The sequence below is a fragment of the Thalassolituus hydrocarboniclasticus genome, from assembly GCF_025345565.1.
Taxonomy (GTDB): domain Bacteria; phylum Pseudomonadota; class Gammaproteobacteria; order Pseudomonadales; family Oceanobacteraceae; genus Venatoribacter; species Venatoribacter hydrocarboniclasticus.
In genome coordinates this window covers 13,699-38,905 of sequence record NZ_CP054475.1, presented here as the reverse complement: position 1 = coordinate 38,905, position 25,207 = coordinate 13,699, and the positions used below count along the sequence as shown (strand labels likewise).

At 54.9% G+C, this 25,207-nt stretch carries 22 protein-coding genes; 16 read left to right on the top strand and 6 right to left on the bottom strand.

All coding sequences use genetic code 11. The features are described 5' to 3' along the window. Nucleotides 1–183 precede the first annotated feature (183 nt). A complete protein-coding gene (locus tag HUF19_RS00160; RefSeq protein ID WP_260997956.1) occupies nucleotides 184–669 on the top strand; it encodes a hypothetical protein in 486 nt (161 codons plus the stop codon). Between the two features lie 179 nt (nucleotides 670–848). Further along, complete coding sequence (locus HUF19_RS00155; RefSeq protein WP_260997955.1) at nucleotides 849–1,067, top strand: hypothetical protein; 219 nt, start codon at nucleotides 849–851, stop codon at nucleotides 1,065–1,067. A gap of 15 nt (nucleotides 1,068–1,082) precedes the next feature. On the opposite strand, the gene dprA is transcribed toward HUF19_RS00155, so the two are convergent. Both dprA and HUF19_RS00145 read right to left on the bottom strand, forming a co-directional pair. Continuing rightward, nucleotides 1,083–2,171 (bottom strand): DNA-processing protein DprA, encoded by a 1,089-nt coding sequence (gene dprA / locus HUF19_RS00150; protein ID WP_260997954.1) that lies wholly within the window; start codon nucleotides 2,169–2,171, stop codon nucleotides 1,083–1,085. A gap of 9 nt (nucleotides 2,172–2,180) precedes the next feature. Beyond that, nucleotides 2,181–3,242, bottom strand: a complete 1,062-nt coding sequence (locus HUF19_RS00145; protein WP_260997953.1) for a LysM peptidoglycan-binding domain-containing protein — start codon at nucleotides 3,240–3,242, stop codon at nucleotides 2,181–2,183. Nucleotides 3,243–3,353: 111 nt separating this feature from the next. On the opposite strand from HUF19_RS00145, the gene def reads away from it, so the two are divergent. The 7 genes from def to HUF19_RS18395 all read left to right on the top strand — a co-directional run bounded on the left by def (nucleotide 3,354) and on the right by HUF19_RS18395 (nucleotide 9,889). Then, the gene (gene def, locus HUF19_RS00140; protein ID WP_260997952.1) at nucleotides 3,354–3,878 is read left to right on the top strand and encodes a peptide deformylase; all 525 of its coding nucleotides are present in this window, start codon (nucleotides 3,354–3,356) and stop codon (nucleotides 3,876–3,878) included. Further along, the gene (fmt, locus tag HUF19_RS00135) at nucleotides 3,878–4,828 is read left to right on the top strand and encodes a methionyl-tRNA formyltransferase (protein ID WP_260997951.1); all 951 of its coding nucleotides are present in this window, start codon (nucleotides 3,878–3,880) and stop codon (nucleotides 4,826–4,828) included. Before def ends, fmt begins: the two co-directional genes overlap by 1 nt. Then, complete coding sequence (gene rsmB, locus HUF19_RS00130; RefSeq protein ID WP_366516523.1) at nucleotides 4,825–6,171, top strand: 16S rRNA (cytosine(967)-C(5))-methyltransferase RsmB; 1,347 nt, start codon at nucleotides 4,825–4,827, stop codon at nucleotides 6,169–6,171. Before fmt ends, rsmB begins: the two co-directional genes overlap by 4 nt. Before the next feature lie 102 nt (nucleotides 6,172–6,273). Beyond that, entirely contained in the window at nucleotides 6,274–7,647 is a 1,374-nt protein-coding gene (trkA, locus tag HUF19_RS00125; RefSeq protein ID WP_260997950.1) for a Trk system potassium transporter TrkA, read from the top strand. 12 nt (nucleotides 7,648–7,659) lie between these two features. After that, nucleotides 7,660–9,108, top strand: coding sequence for a TrkH family potassium uptake protein (locus tag HUF19_RS00120; protein WP_260997949.1), 1,449 nt, complete (start codon nucleotides 7,660–7,662; stop codon nucleotides 9,106–9,108). Nucleotides 9,109–9,110: 2 nt separating this feature from the next. Next, entirely contained in the window at nucleotides 9,111–9,698 is a 588-nt protein-coding gene (locus tag HUF19_RS00115) for a sigma-70 family RNA polymerase sigma factor (protein ID WP_260997948.1), read from the top strand. Beyond that, nucleotides 9,656–9,889 (top strand): zf-HC2 domain-containing protein, encoded by a 234-nt coding sequence (locus HUF19_RS18395; RefSeq protein WP_366516522.1) that lies wholly within the window; start codon nucleotides 9,656–9,658, stop codon nucleotides 9,887–9,889. Before HUF19_RS00115 ends, HUF19_RS18395 begins: the two co-directional genes overlap by 43 nt. 47 nt (nucleotides 9,890–9,936) lie before the next feature. Here the strand turns inward: HUF19_RS18395 and HUF19_RS00110 are convergent, their stop codons facing one another. Further along, entirely contained in the window at nucleotides 9,937–10,842 is a 906-nt protein-coding gene (locus HUF19_RS00110) for a lysophospholipid acyltransferase family protein (RefSeq protein WP_260997947.1), read from the bottom strand. A gap of 128 nt (nucleotides 10,843–10,970) precedes the next feature. Then, on the bottom strand, nucleotides 10,971–11,879 hold the full coding sequence (locus tag HUF19_RS00105; RefSeq protein WP_260997946.1) for a lysophospholipid acyltransferase family protein: 909 nt from the start codon (nucleotides 11,877–11,879) through the stop codon (nucleotides 10,971–10,973). 152 nt (nucleotides 11,880–12,031) lie between these two features. On the opposite strand from HUF19_RS00105, the gene HUF19_RS00100 reads away from it, so the two are divergent. Both HUF19_RS00100 and HUF19_RS00095 read left to right on the top strand, forming a co-directional pair. Further along, nucleotides 12,032–13,672, top strand: a complete 1,641-nt coding sequence (locus HUF19_RS00100; RefSeq protein WP_260997945.1) for a tetratricopeptide repeat-containing response regulator — start codon at nucleotides 12,032–12,034, stop codon at nucleotides 13,670–13,672. A gap of 16 nt (nucleotides 13,673–13,688) precedes the next feature. Next, nucleotides 13,689–14,321 carry a sensor histidine kinase gene (locus tag HUF19_RS00095; RefSeq protein ID WP_260997944.1) on the top strand — a complete coding sequence of 211 codons (633 nt, stop codon included), beginning with the start codon at nucleotides 13,689–13,691 and terminating at the stop codon, nucleotides 14,319–14,321. On the opposite strand, the gene HUF19_RS00090 is transcribed toward HUF19_RS00095, so the two are convergent. Continuing rightward, on the bottom strand, nucleotides 14,313–16,382 hold the full coding sequence (locus HUF19_RS00090; RefSeq protein WP_260997943.1) for a BCCT family transporter: 2,070 nt from the start codon (nucleotides 16,380–16,382) through the stop codon (nucleotides 14,313–14,315). The genes HUF19_RS00095 and HUF19_RS00090 overlap by 9 nt on opposite strands. Before the next feature lie 288 nt (nucleotides 16,383–16,670). On the opposite strand from HUF19_RS00090, the gene glyQ reads away from it, so the two are divergent. The 4 genes from glyQ to HUF19_RS00070 all read left to right on the top strand — a co-directional run bounded on the left by glyQ (nucleotide 16,671) and on the right by HUF19_RS00070 (nucleotide 22,642). After that, nucleotides 16,671–17,648: a glycine--tRNA ligase subunit alpha gene (glyQ, locus tag HUF19_RS00085; protein WP_225691289.1), complete on the top strand. Its 978-nt coding sequence runs from the start codon at nucleotides 16,671–16,673 to the stop codon at nucleotides 17,646–17,648. Continuing rightward, nucleotides 17,648–19,708 (top strand): glycine--tRNA ligase subunit beta, encoded by a 2,061-nt coding sequence (glyS, locus tag HUF19_RS00080; protein WP_260997942.1) that lies wholly within the window; start codon nucleotides 17,648–17,650, stop codon nucleotides 19,706–19,708. The genes glyQ and glyS overlap by 1 nt, the downstream gene beginning before the upstream one ends. 190 nt (nucleotides 19,709–19,898) lie before the next feature. Then, nucleotides 19,899–21,377: a hypothetical protein gene (locus HUF19_RS00075; protein WP_260997941.1), complete on the top strand. Its 1,479-nt coding sequence runs from the start codon at nucleotides 19,899–19,901 to the stop codon at nucleotides 21,375–21,377. A 92-nt stretch (nucleotides 21,378–21,469) separates the two neighbouring features. Continuing rightward, nucleotides 21,470–22,642, top strand: coding sequence for a hypothetical protein (locus HUF19_RS00070; protein ID WP_260997940.1), 1,173 nt, complete (start codon nucleotides 21,470–21,472; stop codon nucleotides 22,640–22,642). Nucleotides 22,643–22,702: 60 nt separating this feature from the next. On the opposite strand, the gene HUF19_RS00065 is transcribed toward HUF19_RS00070, so the two are convergent. Beyond that, complete coding sequence (locus HUF19_RS00065) at nucleotides 22,703–24,391, bottom strand: hypothetical protein (RefSeq protein ID WP_260997939.1); 1,689 nt, start codon at nucleotides 24,389–24,391, stop codon at nucleotides 22,703–22,705. Between the two features lie 221 nt (nucleotides 24,392–24,612). On the opposite strand from HUF19_RS00065, the gene gmhB reads away from it, so the two are divergent. Further along, nucleotides 24,613–25,158: a D-glycero-beta-D-manno-heptose 1,7-bisphosphate 7-phosphatase gene (gene gmhB, locus HUF19_RS00060; RefSeq protein ID WP_260997938.1), complete on the top strand. Its 546-nt coding sequence runs from the start codon at nucleotides 24,613–24,615 to the stop codon at nucleotides 25,156–25,158. Nucleotides 25,159–25,207 lie beyond the last annotated feature (49 nt).

Here is a 25,207-nt window from a genome sequence, read left to right as displayed (position 1 = left end):
GCCGGACTTCAGCCATTTCGTCAGCATTGCCGCATTAGGACAATTCGGGCCTAAGACTTAAGAATGATTATCAGAATACAAGATTGAACCTGTCATTTCTGGCCAGTAGCCTCGCCGACTTTTCAGGGACGATGCATGCCTGTTTTCCCTATTACTTGCGTAATAACAGGCTGTGGTATTCATGTGATAAGAACCCTCTTCTGGCTTGCTCTGACCACTCTGATTTACTGGCTGAATATCAGCAGCATCAGTGATTCATTTGTGCAAAAAACGGGAATGGTGGCAGGCAGTACTCTGCTTGCCATTCTGCCGCTCATGTCGGTTAAGTGGTGGTGCTATCTGGAAGAGCAAACCAATGGCCGCCGGCGGCCATTGATTAATCATCTGCTGGCACCGGTTATTGCCATTATCACGCCGCTGATTTTTATCGGTGGCGCTGAATATATCCGTGCAGAGATTGTGCTGCTGTCATTGGCAACCGGCGCTTTTTTTCTGCCATCCGGCCAGCTGCGCTGGTTCTGGCAGCAGCGCTTCGGCGATCTGAAAAGTTTTCCGGATTCAGGTCAGGTAAGCCGGAGTCAGCTCAGCCGTATCCGCAACCTGGCACTGGGCTGGATATTTATGCCGTTACCTTTGTATTTTTTTGCTTCGTTGCTGTGGCAGCGCTGATCGTCACGCCATAAGCGAAATTCAGACCCCAGGGTTTTATGCGCAAAAAGAACATTCTGGTATTGGAAATCCTGCTCTGGCTGTTTATCGGTCTGTTGATTGTTATTGCCAGTCAAAATTCCTGACCATTGAACAGAGGCCAGTAACCAACAGCTTTATCTTTTATACCGGAGACAGCAATGCCAACATCTGCCGATACTGCATGGCTGCCTTATTTCATCAGCATCGCATTAGTTGCTGTGATCGGTGTACTGATCAGTGGCCTGAAGAATAAGCGTATTTTTGCTTTTGGCCGCTGGTATAAAGCCGGGGAAAACAAGTCGCAGTATGTACAGATCGTGATCGGCTATCTGCTGCTGATTGCGCTGTTTATTTTTCTGCTGCTAAAGAGTTTGTAGGGGCAATTGCGGCTGTTACTTCAGCCGCATATAACCACCTGGCACCTGTGCCAGCCAGCCCTGCAATTCAAGGTCGAGAAGTTGCGGTAATAATTGCGAGATGGGTAAGGCACTGCGCAGGGCAATCACATCGGTGCTGGTCGCACTGTAATCCACCTGAGTAACCAATACCGGCACCGCGGCAGATACCGGTTCGGTTAATTCCAGTTGTGTCTGAGCCTGTTCCGGCAACAGATTCAGCTCCTGCAGAATATCCTGCGCATTCTGTACCAGACAGGCACCTTCGCGGATCAGCTGATGGCAACCATGGCTGAGCGGGTTGGTCACCGCACCGGGTAAGGCAAAAACTTCGCGGCCCTGTTCTGCGGCCTGGCGCGCGGTAATCAGCGAGCCACTTTTAATCGCCGCTTCCACCACCACAGTACCGAGGCTCAGGCCGCTGATAATACGGTTACGGGAAGGAAAATGTTTGGCCTGGGGCTCTGTTCCCGGGGCAAATTCCGACAACAACAGTCCTTTTTGCATCACCATCTGCGCCAGCCCCAGATGGCGCTGCGGATAAATCACATCCGGGCCACTGCCGAGTACCGCAATGGTGCGTCCACAACTAAGCGCTCCCTGATGCACGGCGCCATCAATGCCAATCGCCATGCCACTGACGACCGTCAGACCAGCCGCCGCCAGCTGACTGGCTGTTTGCTGCGCCCATTCTGCGCCATAAGGGGTTGGGTTACGGCTGCCGACCATAGCGATCATCGGCTGGCTGAAGCAGGCCAGATCACCGTGGTAATAAAGAAAAGTGGGGGCATCGCGCAGGCTGGCAAGAATACCAGGGTAAGGAGCGACGCCAGCCAGCAACACGCCGCAACGATTCAGGCTGCGCCAGTGCTGTATCACCTCAAAACCATCACTGAGCGATGGATCATTCTGCCAGCGCCCGGCGGCTTCGGCCTTCAGGCCAAAGGATTCCAGCTGCGCAGCGGTGCAGGATAAGAGGTCGTGCGGACGGGAAAGATTCTGGCGGATATCGCCAAGAGTAACGCTGCCGACGCCCGGCAATTTTGCCAGACGCCACCAGGCCAGTAACAGCTCGTCCCTGAGCATAAGCAGTCCTTATTGATTCGGAGATTCCACCTTATCGCCAACACGCAGCGGTTTGGTCGCCCGCATGATCAGGGCATAAGACATTTTTTCGAAGGTGCGGAACACCATCAGACTGCCGGCACGCTCTTCCGGTAAACGTACCCGTTCAGCGGCCACGCGGTCATACACCACGGCGCCGGTCTTTTTAATCAGCAGTACAGAGCCAGGCTCCAGACCATCACGCTGACCACGGTTAAGTACCACGACATCATACTGACCCACCTGAGTCACGCCGCCGGATACTGCCAGAATCTGACCAATCACCGCACGCTCCGGAGATTTCGGGTAATAATTGGCCGCCAGATCACGGTCTTCCGTCGGCAGCAATAAATCGCCTATTGAAACCTGCTGATTGGTACGTTCCAGTTCCAGCGTGACAATATCATTGTCATGCGCAAGGACACGCCCCAGACCAATTTCAAGCGCTTCCAGACCCAGCACTTCATTGGTTTCCGGATCACGATAAACCTGGCCTTTGCGGTAAATACCATAGGCACTGGAAACCTGTGGGCCAAAGTCACCACGGGCATACACTTTACCGCCGGCGCCCATCAGAAGACGGGCATCCACGCCAGACAGAACCCGCGGCGCTTTATCGAGATCTTCCTGAGCAACAACCCGGTTCTCACGCAGGAAGCTGCGGATTGCATCCTGTGGAATCGCAGGAATTGCAGACTCAATGGGTTCAACACGGGCGGTTGGCTGCATTTTCACCGTACCCGGAGATAACTTCACGGTACGGCTGCCTTCACCGCGTCGGGTGACGGTCACGCGGGTTTCACCATCGATACTGATCAGACCGATCTCATCACCCGGGAAAATCAGGTGCGGATCTTTGATCTGGCTGTTCTGATACCAGATTTCCGGCCACTGCCAGGGGTCATTGGTAAAGCGTTCAGAGATATCCCAGAGGGTATCGCCCTTTTTAACCACATAGCGTTGTGGCGCATCGGATTTCAGATCCAGCGCCATGGCACCGGTTGAAAGACACATCAAACCAGCAACGAGAATGCGCTTGATGGTTTTGCTCATCCTGTATTCCCTTTATTATTAGCGGATCTGCGATCGCGCATTGAAAATCACTGTTCGGCAGCCATCTTAGCAAGTCACGACCACTTAGTTCTATAAAAGCACAGCAACTCTATGTCCATACTCGAAATTTTAGAATACCCGGATCCCCGTTTACGCACCAAAGCCGCACCTGTGGCTGAGGTGGACGACCGGGTGCGTGCCATCGTCGATGACATGTTCGAAACTATGTATCAGGCACCGGGCATTGGTCTGGCGGCCACTCAGGTCAATGTACACGAGCGCATCGTAACCATCGACGTCTCAGAAGATAAAAGTGAACCGCTGGTATTTATCAACCCGGAAATCACCGTACTCGAAGGCGAAATGGAAAGCATGCAGGAAGGTTGCCTGTCGGTTCCCGGCTTCTACGAAGAGGTGACCCGTATTGAGCATTGTCTGGTCAAAGCTCTCGACCGTGATGGCAAACCCTTTGAAATGGAATGTCGCGGCCTGCTGGCGGTCTGCATTCAGCATGAGGTGGATCACCTCGAAGGCAAGCTGATGGTCGATTACATCTCACCACTGAAGCGTAACCGCATCAAAGACAAACTCGAGAAAAAGCACAAACTCGAAGCCCGCAACCAGGGTAAAAAGTAATGGCCTTACGCGTCGTTTTTGCCGGTACGCCGGAGTTTGCTGCCATCCATCTGCAGGCGCTGATCAACAGCGGGCATGAAGTGATCGGCGTTTATACCCAACCCGACCGTCCCGCCGGACGCGGTAAGAAGCTGCAGCCGAGCCCGGTTAAACAGGTTGCACTGGATAACGGTCTGCCGGTTTACCAGCCGCTTAACTTCAAAGACCCGGCGGATGTAGAACAGCTGAAAAGCCTGAATGCCGACGTCATGATTGTGGTTGCCTATGGCCTGATCCTGCCACAAAGCGTCCTCGACGCACCAAAACACGGCTGCCTGAACGTCCACGCCTCACTGCTGCCACGCTGGCGCGGTGCAGCGCCGATTCAGCGCTGCATTGAAGCCGGAGACAAACTCACCGGCATCACCATCATGCAGATGGATAAGGGTCTGGATACCGGCGACATGCTGAGCAAAGTCACCACTGGTATTCTGGCCGACGATACCGGCGGCACCCTGCACGACCGTCTGGCCGAGATGGGCCCGGCGGCTCTGCTGAATACCCTGGCACAGCTTGAAGCCGGAACCCTGCAGCCGGAAAAGCAAAACGATGCACTGGCCAACTACGCCCATAAGCTGCTGAAAGAAGAAGCCCTCATCAACTGGCAACAGCCGGCTGAAGAAATTGCGCTGCGCGTGCGCGCCTTTAACCCGTTCCCGATGGCTTACACCCTGCTTGGCAATGAGCGCATCCGCGTCCTTATGGCCGAACCACTGGATAAAGCCACTCAGTTGCTGCCCGGCACTATCGCCAGCGTCAGCGCCGACGGTCTGGAAATCGCCTGTGGCGAAGGAGTACTACGTATCACTCAGGTACAGTTAGCCGGCAAAAAAGCCATGAACGTGGCCGATGTGATTAACGGTCAGCCACAGTTATTCCAGCCTAACCACATGCTGGCGTCACAACTTTGAGCGCCGCAACCTCGCCCTGGGGTAAAGCCAAAGACACCACCCTGAGCGCCCGCCGCGCGGCGGCCATGGCACTCAGCGCCGTCCTCGCCGGACAATCCCTTAACCAATGCCTGCCACCGCTGGAATTGCGCGTCGATCTGGCTGACCGCGGCTTTCTGCGCGATCTGGCACTGGGCAGCTGCCGTCATTTTCAGCGCCTGAACGCACTGGCCAAAATGCTGCTCAGCCGGCCTTTTGGCGAAGAAGATCAGGACTTATTTGCCCTGCTGATCATCGGTCTGTACCAGCTCGAGATTCAGAAGAAAGCGCCGCATGCCGCCGTGCACGCCACCGTCGAAGTCTGCGAAGAGCTGGGCAAGGGTTACGCCAAATCCGTTATTAATGCCTGCCTGCGCCGTTACGCGCGCGAATACGAAAGCCTGACCCCACCACTGGACGAAAACCCGGTAACCGCCAGCAGCCACCCGAAATGGCTGGTGAAAATGCTGAGCAAAGCCTGGCCGGAACAGTTTCAGGACATTCTCGAACAGAATAACCAGCGCCCACCGCTGTGCCTGCGCGTGAACCAGCGCCACGGCAGCCGTGAGCAATATCTCGAACGCCTGCAGCAGGCCGGTATCGAAGCCCGCCCAGCCGAACACAGTGCCGTGGGTATTTATCTGGCCGAATCCTGCGATATCACCGCGCTGCCCGGTTTTGCCGAAGGGGATTTCAGCGTGCAGGACGAAGCCGCGCAGCTTGCCGCCATGCTGCTGGCGCCGCAGGCTGGCGAACGCATTCTCGATGCCTGTGCCGCTCCCGGTGGTAAAACCTGCCATCTGCTGGAAAGTGCAGACGCCCGTGTCGTCGCGCTGGATATTGAAGAAAACCGCCTGCCACGGGTGCATGAAAACCTCGCCCGCCTGCAGCTCAGTGCCGAGGTTGTGTGTGCCGATATGGCCACCCCGGATGCCTGGTGGGATGGTGAATTATTTGATGCCATTCTGCTCGACGCGCCCTGCTCGGCCACCGGTGTGATTCGTCGCCATCCGGATATCAAGCTGCTGCGCCGCCGCGAAGACATCGGGCAACTGGCACAGGTTCAGGCGCAATTGCTGGATACCGCCTGGTCTCTGCTGAAGCCGGGCGGCCGTTTGCTGTACGCCACCTGTTCGGCCTTACCGCAGGAAAACAGCGAACAAATCCGCCGCTTTGTTGATGCCAACAGTGATGCACAGCTGCAGACACTGGACTTTTGCTGGGGAAGCGCCTGTAATGCCGGGCGTCAGCTGCTGCCACAACGCGACGGCCACGACGGTTTTTACTACGCCCTGCTTGTCAAAGGAGCCGGAACACATGCGTAACAGAATGCCCCGGAAACTGAGCGAATTTATGACAAAAAGGCAGGACAGCCTTTTTGCACAGCCGCAGGCTGCCCGTCAGGGTGCTGCACAAGGATGTGCAGCATGAAAATTATTATCCTGGGCGCCGGTCAGGTCGGCGGCACACTGGCTGAAAACCTGGCCAATGAGCAGAATGACATTACTGTGGTCGACACCGATGCCGACCGCCTGCGCGAGCTGCAGGACCGTATCGATATCAAAACGGTTCTTGGCCGCGGTTCATACCCCAGCATCCTGCGTGATGCCGGGGCCGATGATGCCGATATGCTGGTTGCGGTAACCAACTCTGACGAAACCAATATGGTGGCCTGTCAGGTGGCTTACACCCTGTTCCGTACGCCAACCAAGATCAGCCGTATCCGCTCCGGCCAGTATCTGAAGCAGGCAGAGCTGTTCCGCAACGATGCTTTCCCGATCGACGTTCTGATTTCCCCTGAGCAGGTGGTGACCAACTACATCAGCCGCCTGCTGCAGTATCCCGGCGCGTTACAGGTGCTGGATTTTGCCGATCAGCGCGTACAGCTGGTTGCGGTGCGTGCCTATTACGGCGGCCCCCTGGTCGGTCAGGCGATTCATCATCTGAAAGACCACCTGCCTAATATTGATGCCCGCGTAGCCGCGGTATTCCGCCGCAACAAAGCCATCGAACCCACCGGCGATACCATTATTGAGGCCGACGATGAAGTCTTCTTCGTTGCCGCCAAAGAGCACATCCGCAAGGTAATGAACGAGCTGCGCCGTGAAGAAGATTCCTATAAGCGGGTGATGATCGTCGGCGGCGGCAATATCGGTTACCGTCTGGCGAAAGCGCTGGAGCGCGAATACCGAATCAAACTGATTGAACACGGCGAGCAGCGCGCTCAGTTCCTCAGTGAGAATCTGAGCAAAACCGTGGTGCTGCTGGGCAGTGCCACCGACAAGGCGCTGCTGGAAGAAGAAAACATCGAAAACACCGATGTGTTCTGCGCGCTGACCAACGACGACGAGGTGAACATCATGTCGTCATTGCTGGCCAAGCGTCTTGGTGCACGCAAGGTGATGACACTGATTAACAAAGCCGCTTATGTCGATCTGGTGCAGGGCGGCATGATCGACGTGGCGCTGTCTCCGCAACAGGCCACCATCGGCAGTCTGCTGACCCACGTGCGCCGTGGCGACGTAGTGAATGTTCACTCTTTACGCCGTGGTGCTGCCGAGGCTATTGAAGCCATTGCTCACGGCGACAGCAGCAGCTCCAAAGTAGTGGGACGCAAAATCCGCGAGATCAAACTGCCACCAGGCACCACCATCGGTGCCATTGTGCGCGGTGAAGAGGTAATTATGGCCAGCTCCGATGTGGTGGTGGAATCCAACGACCACGTCATTCTGTTCGTGATGAAAAAACGCCATATTCCGGATGTCGAGCGCCTGTTCCAGGTCGGCCTCGGTTTCTTCTGAGCGGAGCTGTCCATGCACTTTGCGGTTATTGCACGCATCCTCGGTATTTTTCTCATGCTGTTCAGCATGACCATGCTGCCACCGATTCTGGTGTCGATGTGGTTTAACGATGGCGCCACCGAAGCCTTTGTTATTGCTCTGGTGCTGACCTTTGGCCTGGGTTTTGTGTCCTGGCTGCCAGTGAAAAGTGCCCATAATGAACTGCGTACCCGCGACGGCTTCCTGATTGCCGCGCTGTTCTGGCTGACTCTCGGTCTCGCCGGTACGCTGCCCTTTATGATCGCCGAACAGCCGGGCCTGAGCTTTGCTGATGCCTTCTTTGAATCCCTGTCGGGCTGGACCACCACCGGCGCCACGGTAATGACCGGCCTCGAATACCTGCCAAAATCCATTCTCTGGTATCGCCAGCAGCTGCAGTGGCTGGGCGGCATGGGGATTATCGTTCTGGCGGTCGCCATTCTGCCAATGCTGGGGATTGGTGGTATGCAGCTTTACCGCGCGGAAATGCCCGGTCCGCTGAAGGACTCCAAACTCACGCCACGCATCGCGGAAACCGCCAAAGCCCTGTGGTATGTGTACGCCTTCTTAACCATCAGCTGTGCTCTGGCCTATTGGTTTGCCGGAATGAGCGGCTTTGATGCTATTACCCACAGTTTCGCCACCGTGGGTATCGGCGGTTTTTCGACCTATGACGCTTCCATCGGCCATTTTGACAGCGCCCTGATCGAAGGTATCTGCGTCTTCTTTATGCTGATTGCGGCGATGAATTATTCGCTGCATTTCTTCGCCTGGCGTAACCGTACACTGAGCCACTATCTGCAGGATTCAGAGATACGCTTCTTTCTGCTGGTGATGGCCGGCGGTATTCTTTTGACCATTTCCGCACTGTGGCTGACCGAAACTTACCCGCTGCCGGATGCCATCCGCTTTGGGGTCTTTGAACTGGTATCCATCGCCACGACCGCAGGCTTCGGTACCGCCGACTTTGCCGGCTGGCCGGTCTTCCTGCCGGTGCTGCTGTTTATGATGGCCTTTATCGGCGGCTGTACCGGCTCGACCGGTGGTGGTATGAAAGTTATCCGCGTGCTGCTGATCTACAAACAGGGCGTGCGCGAGATCCGCCGCCTGATTCATCCCAATGCGATGATGCCGGTCAAGCTTGGTCGCCGCGCCGTTCCCGACCGTATTCTGGATGCCGTGTGGGGATTTTTTGCCGTCTATATCGTGACCTTTATGGTGATGATGCTGGCGCTGATGGCCACCGGCCTTGATCAGGTCACCGCGTTTTCTGCGGTGGGTTCCTGCCTCAATAACCTCGGCCCGGGTCTGGGTGATGTTGCCGCCCACTACGGTAATATTTCCGATACCGCCAAATGGCTGCTGGCACTGACCATGCTGCTTGGTCGCCTGGAGATTTTCACCCTGCTGGTGCTGTTAAGCCCAACCTTCTGGCGCAGTTAACTATGTCCGGCGCACTTTCTTTCAGCGACAGCAACCTGAACGAACTGCGCCAGCAAATGCTCAGCTTCGCCCGCCTGCAACTCAGTGACGAACAACAGGCTGAAGATGTGGTGCAGGAAGCACTGGCCGGCGCACTGAAAAACGCCGCGGCCTTCAGCCGTGCCGCCAGTCTTAAGACCTGGGTGTTTGCCATTCTGAAAAACAAAATCGCCGACGCCCTGCGCAGCCGTTATCGCCAACCGCAGATGACAGATATCGATGACTGTAAGGATTGCAGTCTGGCCGACGACCAATTGTTTAATGAGCGTGGTCACTGGCACAAAGACGATCGCCCGCAACGCTGGGACGCACCGGAGCAACTGGTGCACGACGAGCATTTCTGGCGCGTGTTTGACCGCTGCCTGGATGCCTTGCCGGCAGAACAGGCACGGGTATTTATGATGCGGGAATTTATCGAACTGGACAGCCAGGAAATCTGTGCGGCTCTGGAACTGACGACCAGTAACCTGCATGTACTGCTGTACCGCGCGCGGCTGCGGCTGCGCGAATGTCTGGAAGATCACTGGTTCGGGGCGGGGGAAAACACATGATGAATTGCCAGCAGGCCACACGCCTGATGTCTGAGGCCCAGGAGCGCCCGCTCAGTTTTAAAGAACAGGCCGAGCTGAAAGTTCACACCCTTATCTGTTCTGGCTGCCGACAGTTTGGTGAACAGATGCAGCTGCTGCGGCGGTTCAGCAAAGCATCCCGGCCGCAGAATAAAGACAACAGCAAGCGGTAGAAACGGCCAGCTTCATGCTGCGCCCGCTCAGGCCATTCAAACAGCCCTTAAGGAATATTCGCAACCCGGTAGCGCGTCGGTCCACCCTCAGGGAAGCGGTTAAAACGCTTATAGGTCCACTGATACTGCGCCGGACAATGTGCAACACAGGCTTCGATGCTGCGGTTCATGGACGTAGCCGACACACGAACATCGTCATCGTACAGATCGTCATCGGCACGGATGAAATAAATATCAAAACCTTCGGCATTGGGCAGACGCTTGGCAAAACCGTAAATAGCTATGGCGCCGGTTTTTTTCAGCATGTCATGCGGTAATTTCGGCGTCAGGGTTTCTATACCCATAAAAGGCGCAAACACACCGCTTTTCTTTTGCGGCTCCTGATCCGGCAGAAAACCGATCATCCCGCCGTCATTGAGTACATCAAATAACCCTTTTACACCGGCGCGGGTGGTCGGCACCAGCTTACAACCCACGGCTTCACGACGAGCCACCATCCAGTTATTGAATACCGGTATTTTGGCCGGACGATACATGATGGTGATCGGGCATTTAGTGGAGATGTAGTTGTTGATGATTTCCCAGTTGCCCAGATGCGGCGCCAGCAGAATCAGGCCACGGGGATCAGCGATCGCTTCATCAAGCACGTCTTCGCCAATAACATTGCGGATCAGGCCTGCTGCCCGCTCGGGCGCGTAGCCCCACATCGGCCCCATTTCGGCGAGAATCATGCCGTTTTCTGCCAGCGTTTCAGCCAGCAGATCTTCGCGTTCTGCTTCGCTCAGCTGTGGATAACAGAGGGACAGATTGAGACGGGCCACTTCACGGGCGCGGGTACGGCGTTTCAATAACAGCCAGCCCAGACCACGGCCAACTTTTTGTGCCAGAGAGAGAGAAGTAAGGGACAGCAGCTTGATCAGCCCTATCGCCAGATAACCAATAATCGATTTCACAATACGACTCCTGTGCGGGAGTCGCAGTGTACCGGTTACCACATTTCATGCAACAGACCGGCACAGGATCAGAACTGTTCTTAAGGATTAATAATATGGCCAGGCAAAGCCCGGCTAGCGCTGCGGAATCAGGGCACCCCGGCTTTGGCGTAAGGGTTCAGCGCATGCTCAGGACGATGCTTAAAGCGCTTGTATTCCCACTGATACTGCTCAGGGCACAGCGCGATACAGCGCTCAATTGCCAGGTTCATGGCCGTTGCCGACACTTCGGGATCGTCCGCGTAAATATCTGAAGGGGGCTCAGAAATATGGATATCAAAGCCTTGCGACTCAGGCAGCCGGACAACGCACAGCATCAGGGCAATCGCGCCGGTTTTTCTCAGCAGCTCACCGGGCAATTTGGGCGTCAGTGCCGGCACTGACATAAAAGGCACAAACACGCCGCTGCGGCGCTTGGGTTCCTGATCGGGTAAAAAGCCCACGACCCCACCAGACTGCAATACGTCAAAAAGCGTTTTTACTCCGGCACCGGTAGTCGGAACCAGATTGCAGCCCAGCATCTCCCGGCGCTTCACCATCCAGTCATTAAATACCTGATTTTTCAGCGGCCGGTACATAAAGGTTACCGGGGTCTGGCCCGAGAGGAAGTTGTTCGTCAGCTCCCAATTCCCCTGATGCGGAATCAGCAGCAACACACCCCGCTCATCCGCAAGCGCCCTGTCCAGCAGCTCACCACCATGAACATTTTTCAGCAGTTTCAGACCTTCCTGCTGACTGTACCCCCAGAAAGGTCCCATTTCTGCTGCGGTCATACCGCTATGCAGCAAAGCATCACGCGCCAGCTGATCACACTGCTCAGGTGTCATGTCCGGATAACAGAGCCTGAGGTTTACCCGCGTCACCTCTCTGGCACGACTGCGGAAAAACCAGAGCAGCCAGCCGATACCCCGCCCCAGCTTTTGCGCCGTCTTTAACGGTGTTAGTCCCACAGACTTAATCAGCCCGATCAGTATGTAACCTAAAAGAGATTTCAACATGCAACTCCTATGCAGAGCCTGAAGTGTACCTGCAGCCTGTCTTATACAACAGGCACAACTGAGACGACGCAGAGACGACAAACATAAGCCCGGCAACAGCATCCACCTGTTGCTCTGCTAGACTCAGAACATCACGTAAATGACCGCTCATAATGATTAATCTTGAACTCGCCCTCAAAGAAAAACGCATCCTTGTCGTTGATGATCTGGTAGAAGCCCGCAGCGCACTGAAAAAGATGATCACCATCCTTGGCGCCACGCAGATAGACACCGCCACCGATGGTCGCGAAGCCATGGACTTTATCATGGAGCGCGAGTACGACATCGTGCTGTCCGATTACAACCTCGGCAAAGGCAAAGATGGCCAGCAGATTCTGGAAGAGGCGCGTTACTGCAACCGCCTGCGTTCAACCGCCCTGTTTATTCTCGTTACCGGTGAAAACGCCGTCGAAATGGTGATGGGGGCTCTCGAATACGAACCCGATAACTACATCACCAAACCCTTCACACTGAACATGCTGCGTGAGCGCCTGACCCGTATCCTGACCACCAAACTGGAGTTGCTGGAAGTCGACAGCGCCATTGATCAGGGCGATATTGACCGCGCCATAGAGCTGGCAGCAGCCGTACTGGAAAACAATCCGAAACTGATGATTCCGGTTACCCGCATCCTCGGCAAACTCTATATCCGTCAGAAGCGCTACAACGACGCCATCAAAATTTATTCCGAACTGCTGAACAAACGCTCGGTGTCCTGGGCCCGTCTTGGTCAGGCGATCTGCATGCACTTTCTCGGCGACTCACGCAGTGCGCTGGCCCTGCTCAAGCAGACCCTGCTGGTTCATCCGATGTATGTACAGTGTTACGACTGGACCGCGACGATTCTGCGTAGTCTGGGCGATGCCAAAGGGGCGCAGAAACAGCTGGAAAAAGCCGTGGAAATATCTCCTAAAGCGGTGCTGCGGCAGATGGAACTGGGACAACTGGCGTACAGCAATGGCGATTTCCCGGTGGCCGAAGCCGCCTTCGAACAGGCCATCAAACTTGGCCGCCACTCCTGCTACAAAAATTCCGGTAACTATCTGAAGTTTGCCCGTACCGTACACCGTGAGCTGAAAGCCGGCGAGCAGAGCCGTGAGCAACGAACCCGGGTTGAGAAAGCCTTTAAAGCCATTGATGAGCTGCGTCAGGATTATGCCGGTCAGGACAACATCATGTTTGAAACCAGCATCGTTGAGGGTAAAACCTACACATCCCTTAATGATGAAGATAAAGCCCGTGCATCGGCCCAGCGCGCCGAAGAAATTCTGCAAAGCATGAAAGACCCCAGCCACGAGCAGCAACTGCAGATGACCGAGGCCTATATCGACACCGGGCAGCATGTAAAAGCCAAGCAGTTGATGCGTAAGCTGGAAAAACAGGGACTGGCTGCCACCGAACTGGCCCAGCTGCAGGCGCTGGAAGACAGCCTCAACCAGATGGCCATCCGTGATCACACCGCCGCACTCAATGCCCGTGGTGTAAGTTACTACGAAAAAGGTGAATTTGCCGACGCCATCACCGCCTTTGATGAGGCCGCCTCTTATGATGAGGCCGGTGTCAGCGTACTGCTGAATGCTATTCAGGCGAAAGTCAGCCTGATCGAAAGTACCCAGATCGACATCGGCCAGTTAAAAGATTGCTACCGTTACTTCCAGCGTATTGGCAAAATTGGCAATAACGATGAACGTTATGAGCGCTACGAGCGTCTGAAGGGCACATTTATGCGCCTGAAGCGGGCCGCGGGTCTTTAGGATACGGGAAGTTTCCATGAAATTTGAATATCTGGTCGGTGCTGTTGTGCACGACCTGAAAAACCAGCTGCAGGCACTGCTCGACTACGAGCAGGAGGCGCTGGCGCGTATTCCCAAACGCTATCACGCTCATCTTGAGCCTATTTTGCAGCGCACCACCCGCCTGAAAAACGACACCATGCAAATGGTCACCCTGTTCCGCCTCGAACAGAAATCCCATTTTCCGATGGACGACGCCTGGCCTCGCGATACCGCCGCCGATGCGATTGAAGCCACCAGTCTGCAATATCCGGGCATCCGCTTTTCTAACGATATCGCTGAAGACTGTCAGGGTTTCTATAACGAAACCCTGATCCATCTGGCGCTGATCACCTTAATCACCAACAGTGCACAGGCTGGTGCCACTCAGGTACGTCTGACCGCCGACGACAGTGATGGCCTCACTATCTGCATTGAAGATAACGGCCACGGTTTCGACGAAGCCGTACTCGCCGGTGAAAAAGACACCACCAAAAACGAAGGCTCTGGCCTCGGACTGTTTTTTGTTGAGCTGATTGCCAGCCACCACAAACAGGGCGAAGTGCACGGCAGTGTGCACATCGCCAACCGTAAGGAAGGCGGTGCATCAGTCAGCGTTCACTTACCCTGAGCGGCCTTCTGCCGGAGTGCTGAGTTCATCATAACCGGCAGTCTCCCAGGGCAGATGCCCGGGGGTGATGTGCAGGAAGTTGAGATAATTCTCAAACTGATCAAGCAGATCACGGATAACCTCCTGCTGATCACAGCCATACAGGTCATAACCCTGACTGCCGCGGCGCAGATACACTTCAGCACGGGCAAACTGCTCTCCGCCCGCCGGCGCTTTGTACGCCGGTAAAGGCTGCAGTGTACGGCGGATATCGTAGATAAAATCCACCTCTTCATCGCCCTGCACCTGCAACCAGGCTCTGGCCTGCGCAGCATCGTGCCCAACCTCAGCCTGCCAGCCGTGCTGTACCAGCTCTTTGCAGACCTGCTCCAGCGCAGGCACCGCAGTGGTGGCAATAAAACCATCAACGCGTGTGGCATCCGGAAAATCCACCAGCCCCGCCAGACGCCGGCGCCACTGACTCTGCTGCTGATGCGGACGGGTCGACGCGACTGAGTTCAGGCTCGAAGCACGGTGCCCTTCAATCACCAGCGCCCGCCACAATCCCACAACCGCCACTAACATAATCAACGCAAACGGCAGTGCACTGGCGATGGTCATGGTTTGCAGCGCACTCAGGCCACCGGCCAGCAACAGAACAGCCGCGATGGTGCCCTCCAGAAAAGCCCAGAAGATGCGCTGCCACAGCGGAGTTTCCAGAGCCCCGCCGGAGGCAAGGGAATCAACCACCAGTGAGCCGGAATCCGATGAGGTAACAAAGAAGGTAATAATCAGGCACACCGTAAGCAGCGATAAAAACGACGACCAAGGCAGCTGATCGTAGAGCTGAAACAGCGCCACCGCATGATCCGCCTGCACATCGGCAATCAGAGTATTGAGGCCTTCATTCATAATCAGATAGAGCGCGGTATCGCCGAACACCGAAAACCACAGAAAGGTAAACAGGGTCGGCACCGCCAGTACGCCAAAAACAAACTGACGGATGGTGCGGCCACGGCTGATTTTGGCAATAAACAAACCAACGAACGGCGCCCAGGCGATGGTCCAGCCGAAAATAAACAGCGTCCAGTTACCGATCCAGTCACTGCGCGAATAAGCCTGCAGATTAAAGGTACGCGCCACCAGACCGCTGAGATAATCGCCGGTGTTCTGCAGGAAGGTTTCCAGAATGTGGATACTCGGGCCAATAAAAAACACCACCACCATCAGGAAGATGGCCAGCGCCATATTCAGCATCGACAGGTTTTTAATGCCTTTATCCATCCCCGCCACCACCGAGGCTGTCGCCGCCAGCGTGATAGTGAAGATCGCAATCACCTGCACCGTGGTACTGACCGGTATCGCCGGCCAGAGGTAATGTATACCGGCATTAATCTGCGCCACCGACAAGCCCAGCGTGGTCGCCAGACCAAACAAAGTACCGAGAATGGCAAACACGTCTACCGCATGCCCCAACGGCCCGTAAATGCGCTCGCCAATTAACGGATACAACGCCGAGCGGATCGACAACGGCAGCCCATGACGGTAAGCAAAATAGGCCAGCACCAGCCCGACCAGACCGTAGATCCCCCAGATATGAACGCCCCAGTGGAAATACGCGATCTGCATCGCCTGGCGCGCCGCCGGAATGGTTTCCGCCGCACCCGCCGGCGGTTGTGAATAATGCAGCACAGGCTCAGCCACACCGAAAAACAACAGAGCAATGCCGTAGCCCGCCGAAAACAGCATCGCAAACCAGGCCGGAAAGCTGTATTCCGGTTCGGCATGGTCTGGCCCGAGGCGGATATTGCCCCAGCCCGACATCGCCACCCCGACGATAAACAGCAGAAAAATCGCCACCGCCAGCATATAAAACCAGCCAAAGGTGCTGGTGATCCAGCTCAGTGCACTGCTGAATACCTCACCGGCAAGTGCCGGATTGGCGATAGTCCCGATGATCAGCAGCGCCGCGATAAGGACCGTAGGAATAAATACCGGCAGCAGCACGGTCGACTGAACGGCCTTATGTTCGGCCAGCGGGGATGTTGATTGCTTGCGGACAGAGTCCGTTGAAGTGGTCATAAAGCCTCCGTGTTATGCCAGAGCGCTCAGGCTCTTTGCCCGCCAGCGCACGTAATTCGCGCCGGACAACTCCGGAAATCCACCCTGCCTGTGGCAGGACAATGCTTTTTAACCCTGACAAACCCCTCCGGCGATTACAACCCCTGCAGGATTCGGCCGGCACGCTGCCCCTGTTCTCAGGGCGCATCGCTGCTATAATCCGGCGTCTTTTTATTTTGCGAACAGCATTCAGGGCCTGATTCACTTAGTCTGAACAAGCTCTGGCCTTGCCAACACAGGAATTCCACCGTGAGTCAGAGTCGCCACAACGTCAAAACCTTCCAGGGCCTGATTGCCGCCCTGCAGGAATACTGGTCCGAACAGGGCTGCGTGATTAACCAACCTCTGGATATGGAAGTGGGCGCCGGTACCTTTCACACCGCAACCTTCCTGCGCGCCATCGGCCCGGAGAACTGGAGCTCTGCTTACGTGCAGCCAAGCCGCCGTCCGACCGACGGCCGTTACGGCGAAAACCCTAACCGCCTGCAGCACTACTACCAGTTTCAGGTAGTGATGAAGCCCAACCCGGTGGATATTCAGGAAAAATACCTCGAGTCCCTGAAAGCCATGGGCATCGACACCCTGGTGCATGATATCCGCTTTGTTGAAGACAACTGGGAATCGCCAACACTGGGCGCCTGGGGTCTGGGCTGGGAAGTGTGGCTGAACGGTATGGAAGTGACTCAGTTCACCTACTTCCAGCAGGTCGGCGGCCTTGAGTGTTTCCCGGTGACCGGTGAAATCACCTACGGTCTGGAGCGTATTGCCATGTACCTGCAGGAAGTAGACTCCGTTTACGACCTGGTGTGGACCTACGGCCCGGACGGCAAAGCCGTGACCTATGGCGACGTATTCCACCAGAACGAAGTGGAACAGTCGGCTTACAACTTTGAACACGCCGATGTCGATTTCCTGTTCATCGCTTTTGACCAGTACGAAAAAACCTGTGCGCGCCTGATCGAAGCCGGTCTGCCGCTGCCCGCTTACGAGCAGGTACTGAAAGCCTCCCACACCTTTAACCTGCTGGATGCCCGCGGCGCCATCTCGGTTACCGAGCGTCAGGGTTACATCCTGCGCGTACGTACCCTGGCCCGTTCCGTGGCTCAGGCGTACTTCAACAGCCGCGCCGAAAAAGGCTTCCCGCTGGCGGACGAAGCCAACCGCGCCGACGTGCTCGCACGCTATCTGGCCGATAAAGAAAAAGCCGCTGCCCAGGAGAAGAAGTAATGAGTAAGCAAGATTTTCTGGTTGAACTGGGTACCGAAGAGCTGCCACCGAAGGCGCTGAAAAACCTGTCTGCCGCGTTCACCTCCGGCATCGAGCAGGGCCTGAAAGACGCCGGTCTGAATTTTGGTGCCGTTGTCTCTTTCGCCGCACCACGTCGTCTGGCGGTGCGCATCGAAGCACTCGAAGCCCAGCAGGCAGACCAGGAAGAAATCCTCTACGGCCCGCCAGCCAATATCGCCTTTGACGCTGATGGTAAGCCAACCAAAGCCGCCGAAGGCTTTGCTGCCCGTGCCGGTGCAACCGCAGCCGATCTGCAGACCGGTGACAATGGCAAGCTGATGATTCAGCGCACCATTAAGGGCAAAAACACCGTTGAGCTGTTGCCTGCCATCGTGCAGAACAGCCTCGACAAGCTGCCGATTCCCAAGCGTATGCGCTGGGGCGCTTCGCGCGTTGAATTCGTGCGTCCGGTGCAGTGGCTGGTGATGCTGTTCGGCTCTGACGTGGTCGACGGCGAAGTGCTGGGGCTGAAGGCTGGCAACACTTCCCGTGGTCACCGCTTCCACGCGCCGGGTGAAATCACCATCGCTGATCCGGCGGAATATCAGGACAAACTGCGTGCCGCTTATGTGATGGCCGACTTTGCTGAGCGCGCCGCGCTGATCAACGAACAGGTTGCCGCCAAAGGCAAAGAACTGGGTGGCGAAGCGGTTATCGACGCCGACCTGCTGGACGAAGTCACCGCGCTGAACGAATGGCCGGTGGCGCTGGCCGGTTCGTTTGACGAAGACTTCCTGCGCGTACCGCCGGAAGCGCTAGTGTCCTCAATGAAAGAACACCAGAAATACTTCCACGTGATGAAAGACGGCAAGCTGATGCCCAACTTCATCACCATCGCCAACATCGAATCGAAAGATCCGGCGCAGGTGATTTCCGGTAACGAAAAAGTGATCCGTCCGCGTCTGTCGGATGCGGCCTTCTTCTGGGACACCGACCGTAAGCAGAAACTGGAAAGCCGTTTCGCCAAACTGGAAAACGTGGTGTGGGTGAATGGCCTGGGTTCCATCGCCGATAAAGCCCGCCGTATCGGTAAGCTGGCCAGCCGTATCGCCGCAGTAACCGGTGCCGACAGTGCTCTGGTAGAGCGTGCCGCGCAGCTGTGCAAAAACGATCTGGTTTCCAGCATGGTGTACGAATTCACCGACCTGCAGGGTCTGGCCGGTAAATACTATGCCGAACACGATGGTGAACACGCCGATGTTGCCGCCGCCATGGTTGAGCAATATATGCCGGCCTTCGCCGGTGACGCACTGCCGGCCAGCCAAACCGGTACGCTGATTGCGCTGGCTGATCGTCTCGACAGCCTGGTGGGTCTGTTTGGTATCGGCCAGATTCCGACCGGTTCCAAAGACCCGTTCGCCCTGCGTCGTGCCTCGCTGGGTGTGTTACGTCTGCTGGTTGAAAAAGAAATCAATATCGATCTGGGCGACCTGATTGACTGGGCCATTGACAACAACTGGGTTGCCGCGCCAAAAGCCGAAACCAAAGCCACTCTGACCGAATACCTGCTTGATCGCTTCAGCGCCTGGTATGCCGACGAAGGTATTCCGGCCGGCGTATTCCAGTCAGTCCGTGCGCTGGGTATCACCAACGCGCTGGATATTAACCGCCGCGTACAGGCCGTTCACGCGTTCAATAAACTGGACGCCGCCGAAGCACTGGCTGCTGCCAACAAGCGCGTGTCGAATATTCTGGCGAAAAACGGGGGAGACAAAGTCGAAGCCAGAGTGGATTCTGCCCTGCTCGCCCAGGCCGAAGAAAAAACACTGGCCGAACAGGTTGCTGCCAAACAGCAGGCCGTTGAGCCATTAATGGCACAGGGCGATTACAGTGCCGCACTGACCGAACTTGCCGGTCTGCGTGCGGCGGTGGATGCCTTCTTCGACAACGTAATGGTAATGGCTGACGACGAAGCCGTGAAAAACAACCGCCTCGCACTGCTGAAGCAGCTGCAGGGATTGTTTATCGGTATCGCCGATATTTCGCTGTTGCAGGGCTAAGCCTCACTTCAGCAGCATAAAAAACGGGAGCAGCCGCAAGGCGCTCCCGTTTTTTTATGAGAAAAGTTGAGACAAATTGAGACAAACTTCTTGATCTGCATTCTTTCTTTGCTTAGCGATTTAGGTACACTGCCCGGAAATTGACCAATTGATCAACAATACCCCGGAAGTTAAGTCGTAAAGGATTGTTATGCTGAAGAAAACCCTGCCCATACTCGCTGCGGCGTTTATTGCCCAGACCGCTCTGGCTGGCGCCACTCTGCCTCCTACGCCAACCATCACCTCGCCTGCCGATAATGCGGAGAACGTCGACACCCTGCCGACCTTCACATCGGATGCCTCTGGTGCAACCGACTGGCTTGCGAGCTATCCATCATCCTATGTGCAGCTGGTGGGTGGCTGGGCAAAAAATGCCATGGGCCAATATCAGGATATTCCCTTTCCGGTAGAAGGCGTAACCCTCGATGGCGCCAACGTCTCAACCCTGCGTATTTACTATGAAGGCAAAGCCGAACTGCTGGCCGAAAACGGTGACATTCTGGCCCGCACCATTCTCAATCCCAGCACCACCCGCTACAGCCAGCCCTCTGACCTGAGTGGCGTGATAAGCGTTAGCAGGCTTAGCAACCGTATTATCATCAACTGGCACCAGAAAAATGATGGTGGCTCTGTTAACTGGGACGCTGCGTTGCAGGCCCTGTTTCTGATTGATGGCAACACCCAGGTCATTAAAAGTGTCGGCCTGAAATCGAAGCCAAACGATCTCAACAACGAGCTCTTCTCCCTGAGCAACAGCGAAGTCGGCTGCCAGCTACGTTCAGACGGAACGCTAAAAGGCCCAATAAACTCCACCCTGCCTGCATATAAAACTGAACTAAAGGAGCACACTGTCCCGGCTCAGACTATGTTTTCAATGCAATGCTATGTGCAGTCTGGTTGGGGGGGTGTGGAACGCCAGCCTTTCCTCTATCCGGAAAGTCCTTTCATGAATTACGGCAAACCACTGGTCACTGTTACAGAGTCCGGAACAAGCCAGGCAACACCTGAGACTGCATTGCAGCAATTCTCTGAGTATCAGGTGCAGGTACGGGCCAGAGCCGCAACCGGCGAAAGCTCAGTCTGGAGCACTCCGGTCGGCTTTACCACCCGCGGACCGCTGAGCGACTATGTATTTACCAGCCTGCCAAAGAACATCCGCACCAACGCAAATAGCGCGCAGAACCTGACCTTTGTGGTGAAAAATCAGGGCAGCGAAAGCGGCAACCCTGAAATTTACCTGCGCCTGCCATTCAGCGCAGAGCCAATCGGAGACGCAGAAACGATTCCAGATCCAGAAACGCTTCCAGGCCCAGACACACGCTATAACGTCAGCGCCAGCATCGCTGGTGGAGATTGCTATGTATTTGTAGATGACCGCGAAGACGCTACCTATATCAACTGTCAGCCGAATGAGCCGCTGCTGGCGCAAGAGAGCGTCATCATAGAAGCCAGCCTGTTACTGCCACCGGGAACGCCATCGATTGAGTATCTGGCCTGTGAACGCAGACTCTGTGACGAAAGCACCTTTGAGTCGCTGCCCGTAACGGATGCCAGCAGCAGCTCAAGCTCGGGTGGCGCCAGCTGGTTACTGTTGCTCTTCTCATTTGTTGTATCATTACGCCGCCGGTAAGATCCGGGATTACAACACCCGTTTTATATTAAAAGGCAGCCTGATTCAGGCTGCCTTTTTATTGACTACCTCTCTATTTCAAAGGATGAAATATGTTTAAACAAACCGCACTTTTTTCTGCAATTATTCTGCTGACTGCCTGTGGAGGCGGTAGCTCTGGCGGCTCATCTGAGCCACTTAAGCTAACTCTCGTTAACACCTCCACAAGCTATTCGGCTGTTCGTATTGATAACGGTGACTGGCAAAAACTGGCAGTGGGCAATAATGCCTTTACCCTGCCTGACGATGGAGCAATGGTATCTGTTATTACCATTTGCCAGGACAGCAACCGCTATGACGTTGATATGAGCCAGAACTTTATCAGCCAAAGCCTCAGTAGCGAAATTGACTCTTGTGATGATGCGTCGATAGAAAACCCTGAAGTAACCTTCAGCTATGTCGCACCCGGCATTGGCGTTCAGTATTTGGATGTTTCTGATTCAATGGAAATCAATAGCAATGGCCGGGTTGTGCTGAATCAGAAAAATACACCACGCACTGTTGTCGCAACCGGTTATCGCGCTTCCGATCAGAAAGCTTTTTTCTTCAAGCGCACCAACTGGACGCTGGCCGATGGTGATACGCCGCAGATTGACTTCACCGACGAAAACTATGCTGCAGAAGTCAGCTATGAAGTGGTCGCGGATAAAAATGGCTTTAACTACAACCTTGATTATGAGTTAGCAGATATCAGCCTGCCGCTGTCACTCTACTCGGCAGACAATTATCCGGTAATCTCTATTCCTGCCAGTATGCGTTCGGCTGGTGATATGTTTCGCGTGAACTGGCAGTTTGGCGATGACTCCGCGTACAACCGCTACCTCAGCAATCCTGATACTGTTCTGGAATTAGCAGCAGCACCTGCTGAGCCTGAATTATCGGATGTCGTTTTTACACAGGATGGTACCAGCGCAACCATCAGCTATCAGGCATGGAATTTTGATGATTTATCACCATCTCAGATCCATTTAGAGTTCGACACCTACGACAGCGCTACAGGTACTTACGTCGATACGGATTACTATCTTGAACCTTCAATAAATGATACTGACAGCTTTTCATTCACCCTGCTGGATCTGAACAGCCTGCCGGAAATGACACTGAATATTCCGGCCGTCAGCAAAGATGATCTGGCATACTGGTTTGCCACTCTGGATAACGGTAAACGTTATGAAACCGGTGCCCGAATGCTGCAGCTGACCAGCTTAGACAATCGCCCGAGATAAATAAAAAGCCCGGCTCAATCAGCCGGGCTTTTTATTTTCGTACACTGAAATTAATTCCGCTTAATTTTCCTTCACACCACGGCGTATTTCTTTAAAGTGAATCCGTTCTGCCACCGGATCATCGCTGTTTTCCTGCCATTGCATCCATTGGGTTAATGAAATAGACAGCTGCAAAGAATAATCGAGAGAAATCCAGCTCTTACGGCCGCTGGCATAATCCGGAACACCATTGCCCATGACATTAACCGGTCCGTTATCAGTTTCAACGGTCATATTAAAAGGTGCCGCTGCCGGTACATTGGCAAAATAAATACTGTCGATATTGGCAAAGCTGACACCATTATTCACCGTTGCTTTACTGCCACTGCGATCGACACCAACTAACGGATTTTCAGGATCAGGGGTTACGCATTCTTTGGTGATACCCGAAAACTGTGACAGCAGCGGCGGCGTATCAAAATTGCTGTCCGGTACCGAGGCTGTACCATGGCAGGACATGCACGAACTGTTGGCATTATCGGCCGGACCGTTCAGACGATAATTACAACCCAGATGCCCCATGCGCTGCATCGGGTTAGCGCCGCCGTATTTATTCAGTTCGTTCACGGTATCCCAGAAAATAACTTCTTCCATAAAACCGTTCTTTTTCACATCCAGCGGATAGTTGTGCGCAAGTTTGCCATCCGGTGGCGTGTCGTTGCCCCACATCACCCCCAGCAGACTGATGCGCAGCCACGGATCGGCCTCTTTGGCTTTGCGCTGACCATCGGCAACAAAGGTGCCGAATACCCATTGCGTTCCCGGCGCACGGCTGTCTTTTACCGCAAAATCAAACTGCAGCAGGCGCACATCGTTCCACTCTGTCGTGCTGCGCGGACACTGCTGGCTTTCTTCAATCAGCGTACACTCATTGCCCTTCGCTGGTTTGCATTTACAGAATGACGGATCGGAGATATTGGCATTCCAGGCGGGCTGATTTGCCAGCACCGGTAACTGTTCCGGAGTGGAGGTATTAAACAGTGGCTTACCGACAACGGCGCCTTCATCAAAACTCACATCGTTAGCCGGAATTTTCGCCGTGCCGTCTGCCTGCCAGACAGTGCCCAACGTATAAGCAGCCGTTGCATTAAAGAAGCCAACCGCCCACATGGTGGTATCGATTGCACCTTGTGGTGTGGAGAAGGTGACCGGTGCTTCGCGGGTCAGGCCGTGGGTAAACTCACGCCCGCTCATGGCATCGTAAGTCTGGAAAGGAATGCTGTACCACGGACGTACGCTGTTATTACACACATCCCAGTCTTCGATCCCGGGACGGTTAACGTTGCCTTCCTGGATGTAATTCATCACCAGCCAGCTGTAATCATACGCCAGCTGTTTTTTCTGCGCGGCCGGAGTGTCTGTTCTGAACAGGGCATCAAAGCGTGCATCACGCCACGGCTGTGCCGCACGGTCATCCACCGGCTGACGCGGATACTTGTCGGATATGCGGAACACCGGGCCCTGCCAGTCGGCAGGTGGTACGTTGCTGACTTCCTGACCTTTCCACATATTGCTGAATTTGGCGGCCGGGTCCTGCCAGTAACTTGGATAAGTACCGCTGCAGGTGCCTGCCGCGGTGCCGTTAACTGCTGAAGTTGTTATGGCAGCGGTGGCCATGTCGTCCTGGGTTTTGTCACCACATCCGGTGATTAATAAACCAAGGCTGAGTAATGTGGCAGCCGCCAGATGGCGGCGCAATAAACTTTCCATAGTCAGTATCCTTTATCGCTGAGGGCTTGAGCGCTTCACCGCGGAAGGCTTGCAGCGCCGAGCCTAACACCGGCAAAAATATACAAACATGCCCTGCCGCTCAGACTCAGGCAGATTTATCAGCAGCAGCGGATGAACTGGCCTGTGAGACCATGTTTTTAATTCCACGCTACTGTTCGTTATACTCCGCCCCCTTTACTTTTGTCTGCCCGGAGGCATACATGAAACTCATCATTCTCGACCGCGATGGTGTTCTGAACGAAGATTCTGACGACTACGTGAAATCTGTGGATGAGTGGCAGCCCATCACCGGCAGTGCAGAAGCTGTTGGCCGCTTATGTGAAGCTGGCTACACCATTGCAGTGGCAACAAATCAAAGCGGTCTGGCGCGCGGTTACTTCAGCCTTGGCGATCTGGAAGCCATGCACAGCAAAATGATCAACCTGGCCGCAGAACATAACGGCCGCTTTGCTCATATTGCCTTCTGTCCGCATGGCCCGGATGACCATTGTGATTGCCGCAAACCTTTGCCCGGCCTGATTCACCAGATTGAAAAAGCCTTAGGCACATCGGCCGAAGGTTGCTGGATGGTTGGCGATTCTATCCGTGATTTAGAAGCCGGTATTGTTGCCGGTTGTCGTCCGGCATTGGTACGTACCGGTAAAGGTGAGAAGAGCATAGCTAAGCTAGCCGACGCCGGGCTTGGCCAGACGCAGGTGTTTGATAACCTCGCCGCGTTTGCCGATTTTGTGCTGAAAAACGGATAATAAAAAAGCCGGCAAGAGCCGGCTTTTTATTTCACAACTTATTCGGCGA

Bases quoted from the DNA above. Each gene is read 5' to 3' on its own strand.
- HUF19_RS00155 (WP_260997955.1), top strand. From the start codon at position 849: ATGCCAACATCTGCCGATACTGCATGGCTGCCTTATTTCATCAGCATC.
- dprA (WP_260997954.1), bottom strand. From the start codon at position 2,171: ATGCTCAGGGACGAGCTGTTACTGGCCTGGTGGCGTCTGGCAAAATTG.
- HUF19_RS00145 (WP_260997953.1), bottom strand. From the start codon at position 3,242: ATGAGCAAAACCATCAAGCGCATTCTCGTTGCTGGTTTGATGTGTCTT.
- def (WP_260997952.1), top strand. From the start codon at position 3,354: ATGTCCATACTCGAAATTTTAGAATACCCGGATCCCCGTTTACGCACC.
- fmt (WP_260997951.1), top strand. From the start codon at position 3,878: ATGGCCTTACGCGTCGTTTTTGCCGGTACGCCGGAGTTTGCTGCCATC.
- trkA (WP_260997950.1), top strand. From the start codon at position 6,274: ATGAAAATTATTATCCTGGGCGCCGGTCAGGTCGGCGGCACACTGGCT.
- HUF19_RS00120 (WP_260997949.1), top strand. From the start codon at position 7,660: ATGCACTTTGCGGTTATTGCACGCATCCTCGGTATTTTTCTCATGCTG.
- HUF19_RS00115 (WP_260997948.1), top strand. From the start codon at position 9,111: ATGTCCGGCGCACTTTCTTTCAGCGACAGCAACCTGAACGAACTGCGC.
- HUF19_RS18395 (WP_366516522.1), top strand. From the start codon at position 9,656: ATGTCTGGAAGATCACTGGTTCGGGGCGGGGGAAAACACATGATGAAT.
- HUF19_RS00105 (WP_260997946.1), bottom strand. From the start codon at position 11,879: ATGTTGAAATCTCTTTTAGGTTACATACTGATCGGGCTGATTAAGTCT.
- HUF19_RS00100 (WP_260997945.1), top strand. From the start codon at position 12,032: ATGATTAATCTTGAACTCGCCCTCAAAGAAAAACGCATCCTTGTCGTT.
- HUF19_RS00095 (WP_260997944.1), top strand. From the start codon at position 13,689: ATGAAATTTGAATATCTGGTCGGTGCTGTTGTGCACGACCTGAAAAAC.
- HUF19_RS00090 (WP_260997943.1), bottom strand. From the start codon at position 16,382: ATGACCACTTCAACGGACTCTGTCCGCAAGCAATCAACATCCCCGCTG.
- glyS (WP_260997942.1), top strand. From the start codon at position 17,648: ATGAGTAAGCAAGATTTTCTGGTTGAACTGGGTACCGAAGAGCTGCCA.
- HUF19_RS00075 (WP_260997941.1), top strand. From the start codon at position 19,899: ATGCTGAAGAAAACCCTGCCCATACTCGCTGCGGCGTTTATTGCCCAG.
- HUF19_RS00070 (WP_260997940.1), top strand. From the start codon at position 21,470: ATGTTTAAACAAACCGCACTTTTTTCTGCAATTATTCTGCTGACTGCC.
- HUF19_RS00065 (WP_260997939.1), bottom strand. From the start codon at position 24,391: ATGGAAAGTTTATTGCGCCGCCATCTGGCGGCTGCCACATTACTCAGC.
- gmhB (WP_260997938.1), top strand. From the start codon at position 24,613: ATGAAACTCATCATTCTCGACCGCGATGGTGTTCTGAACGAAGATTCT.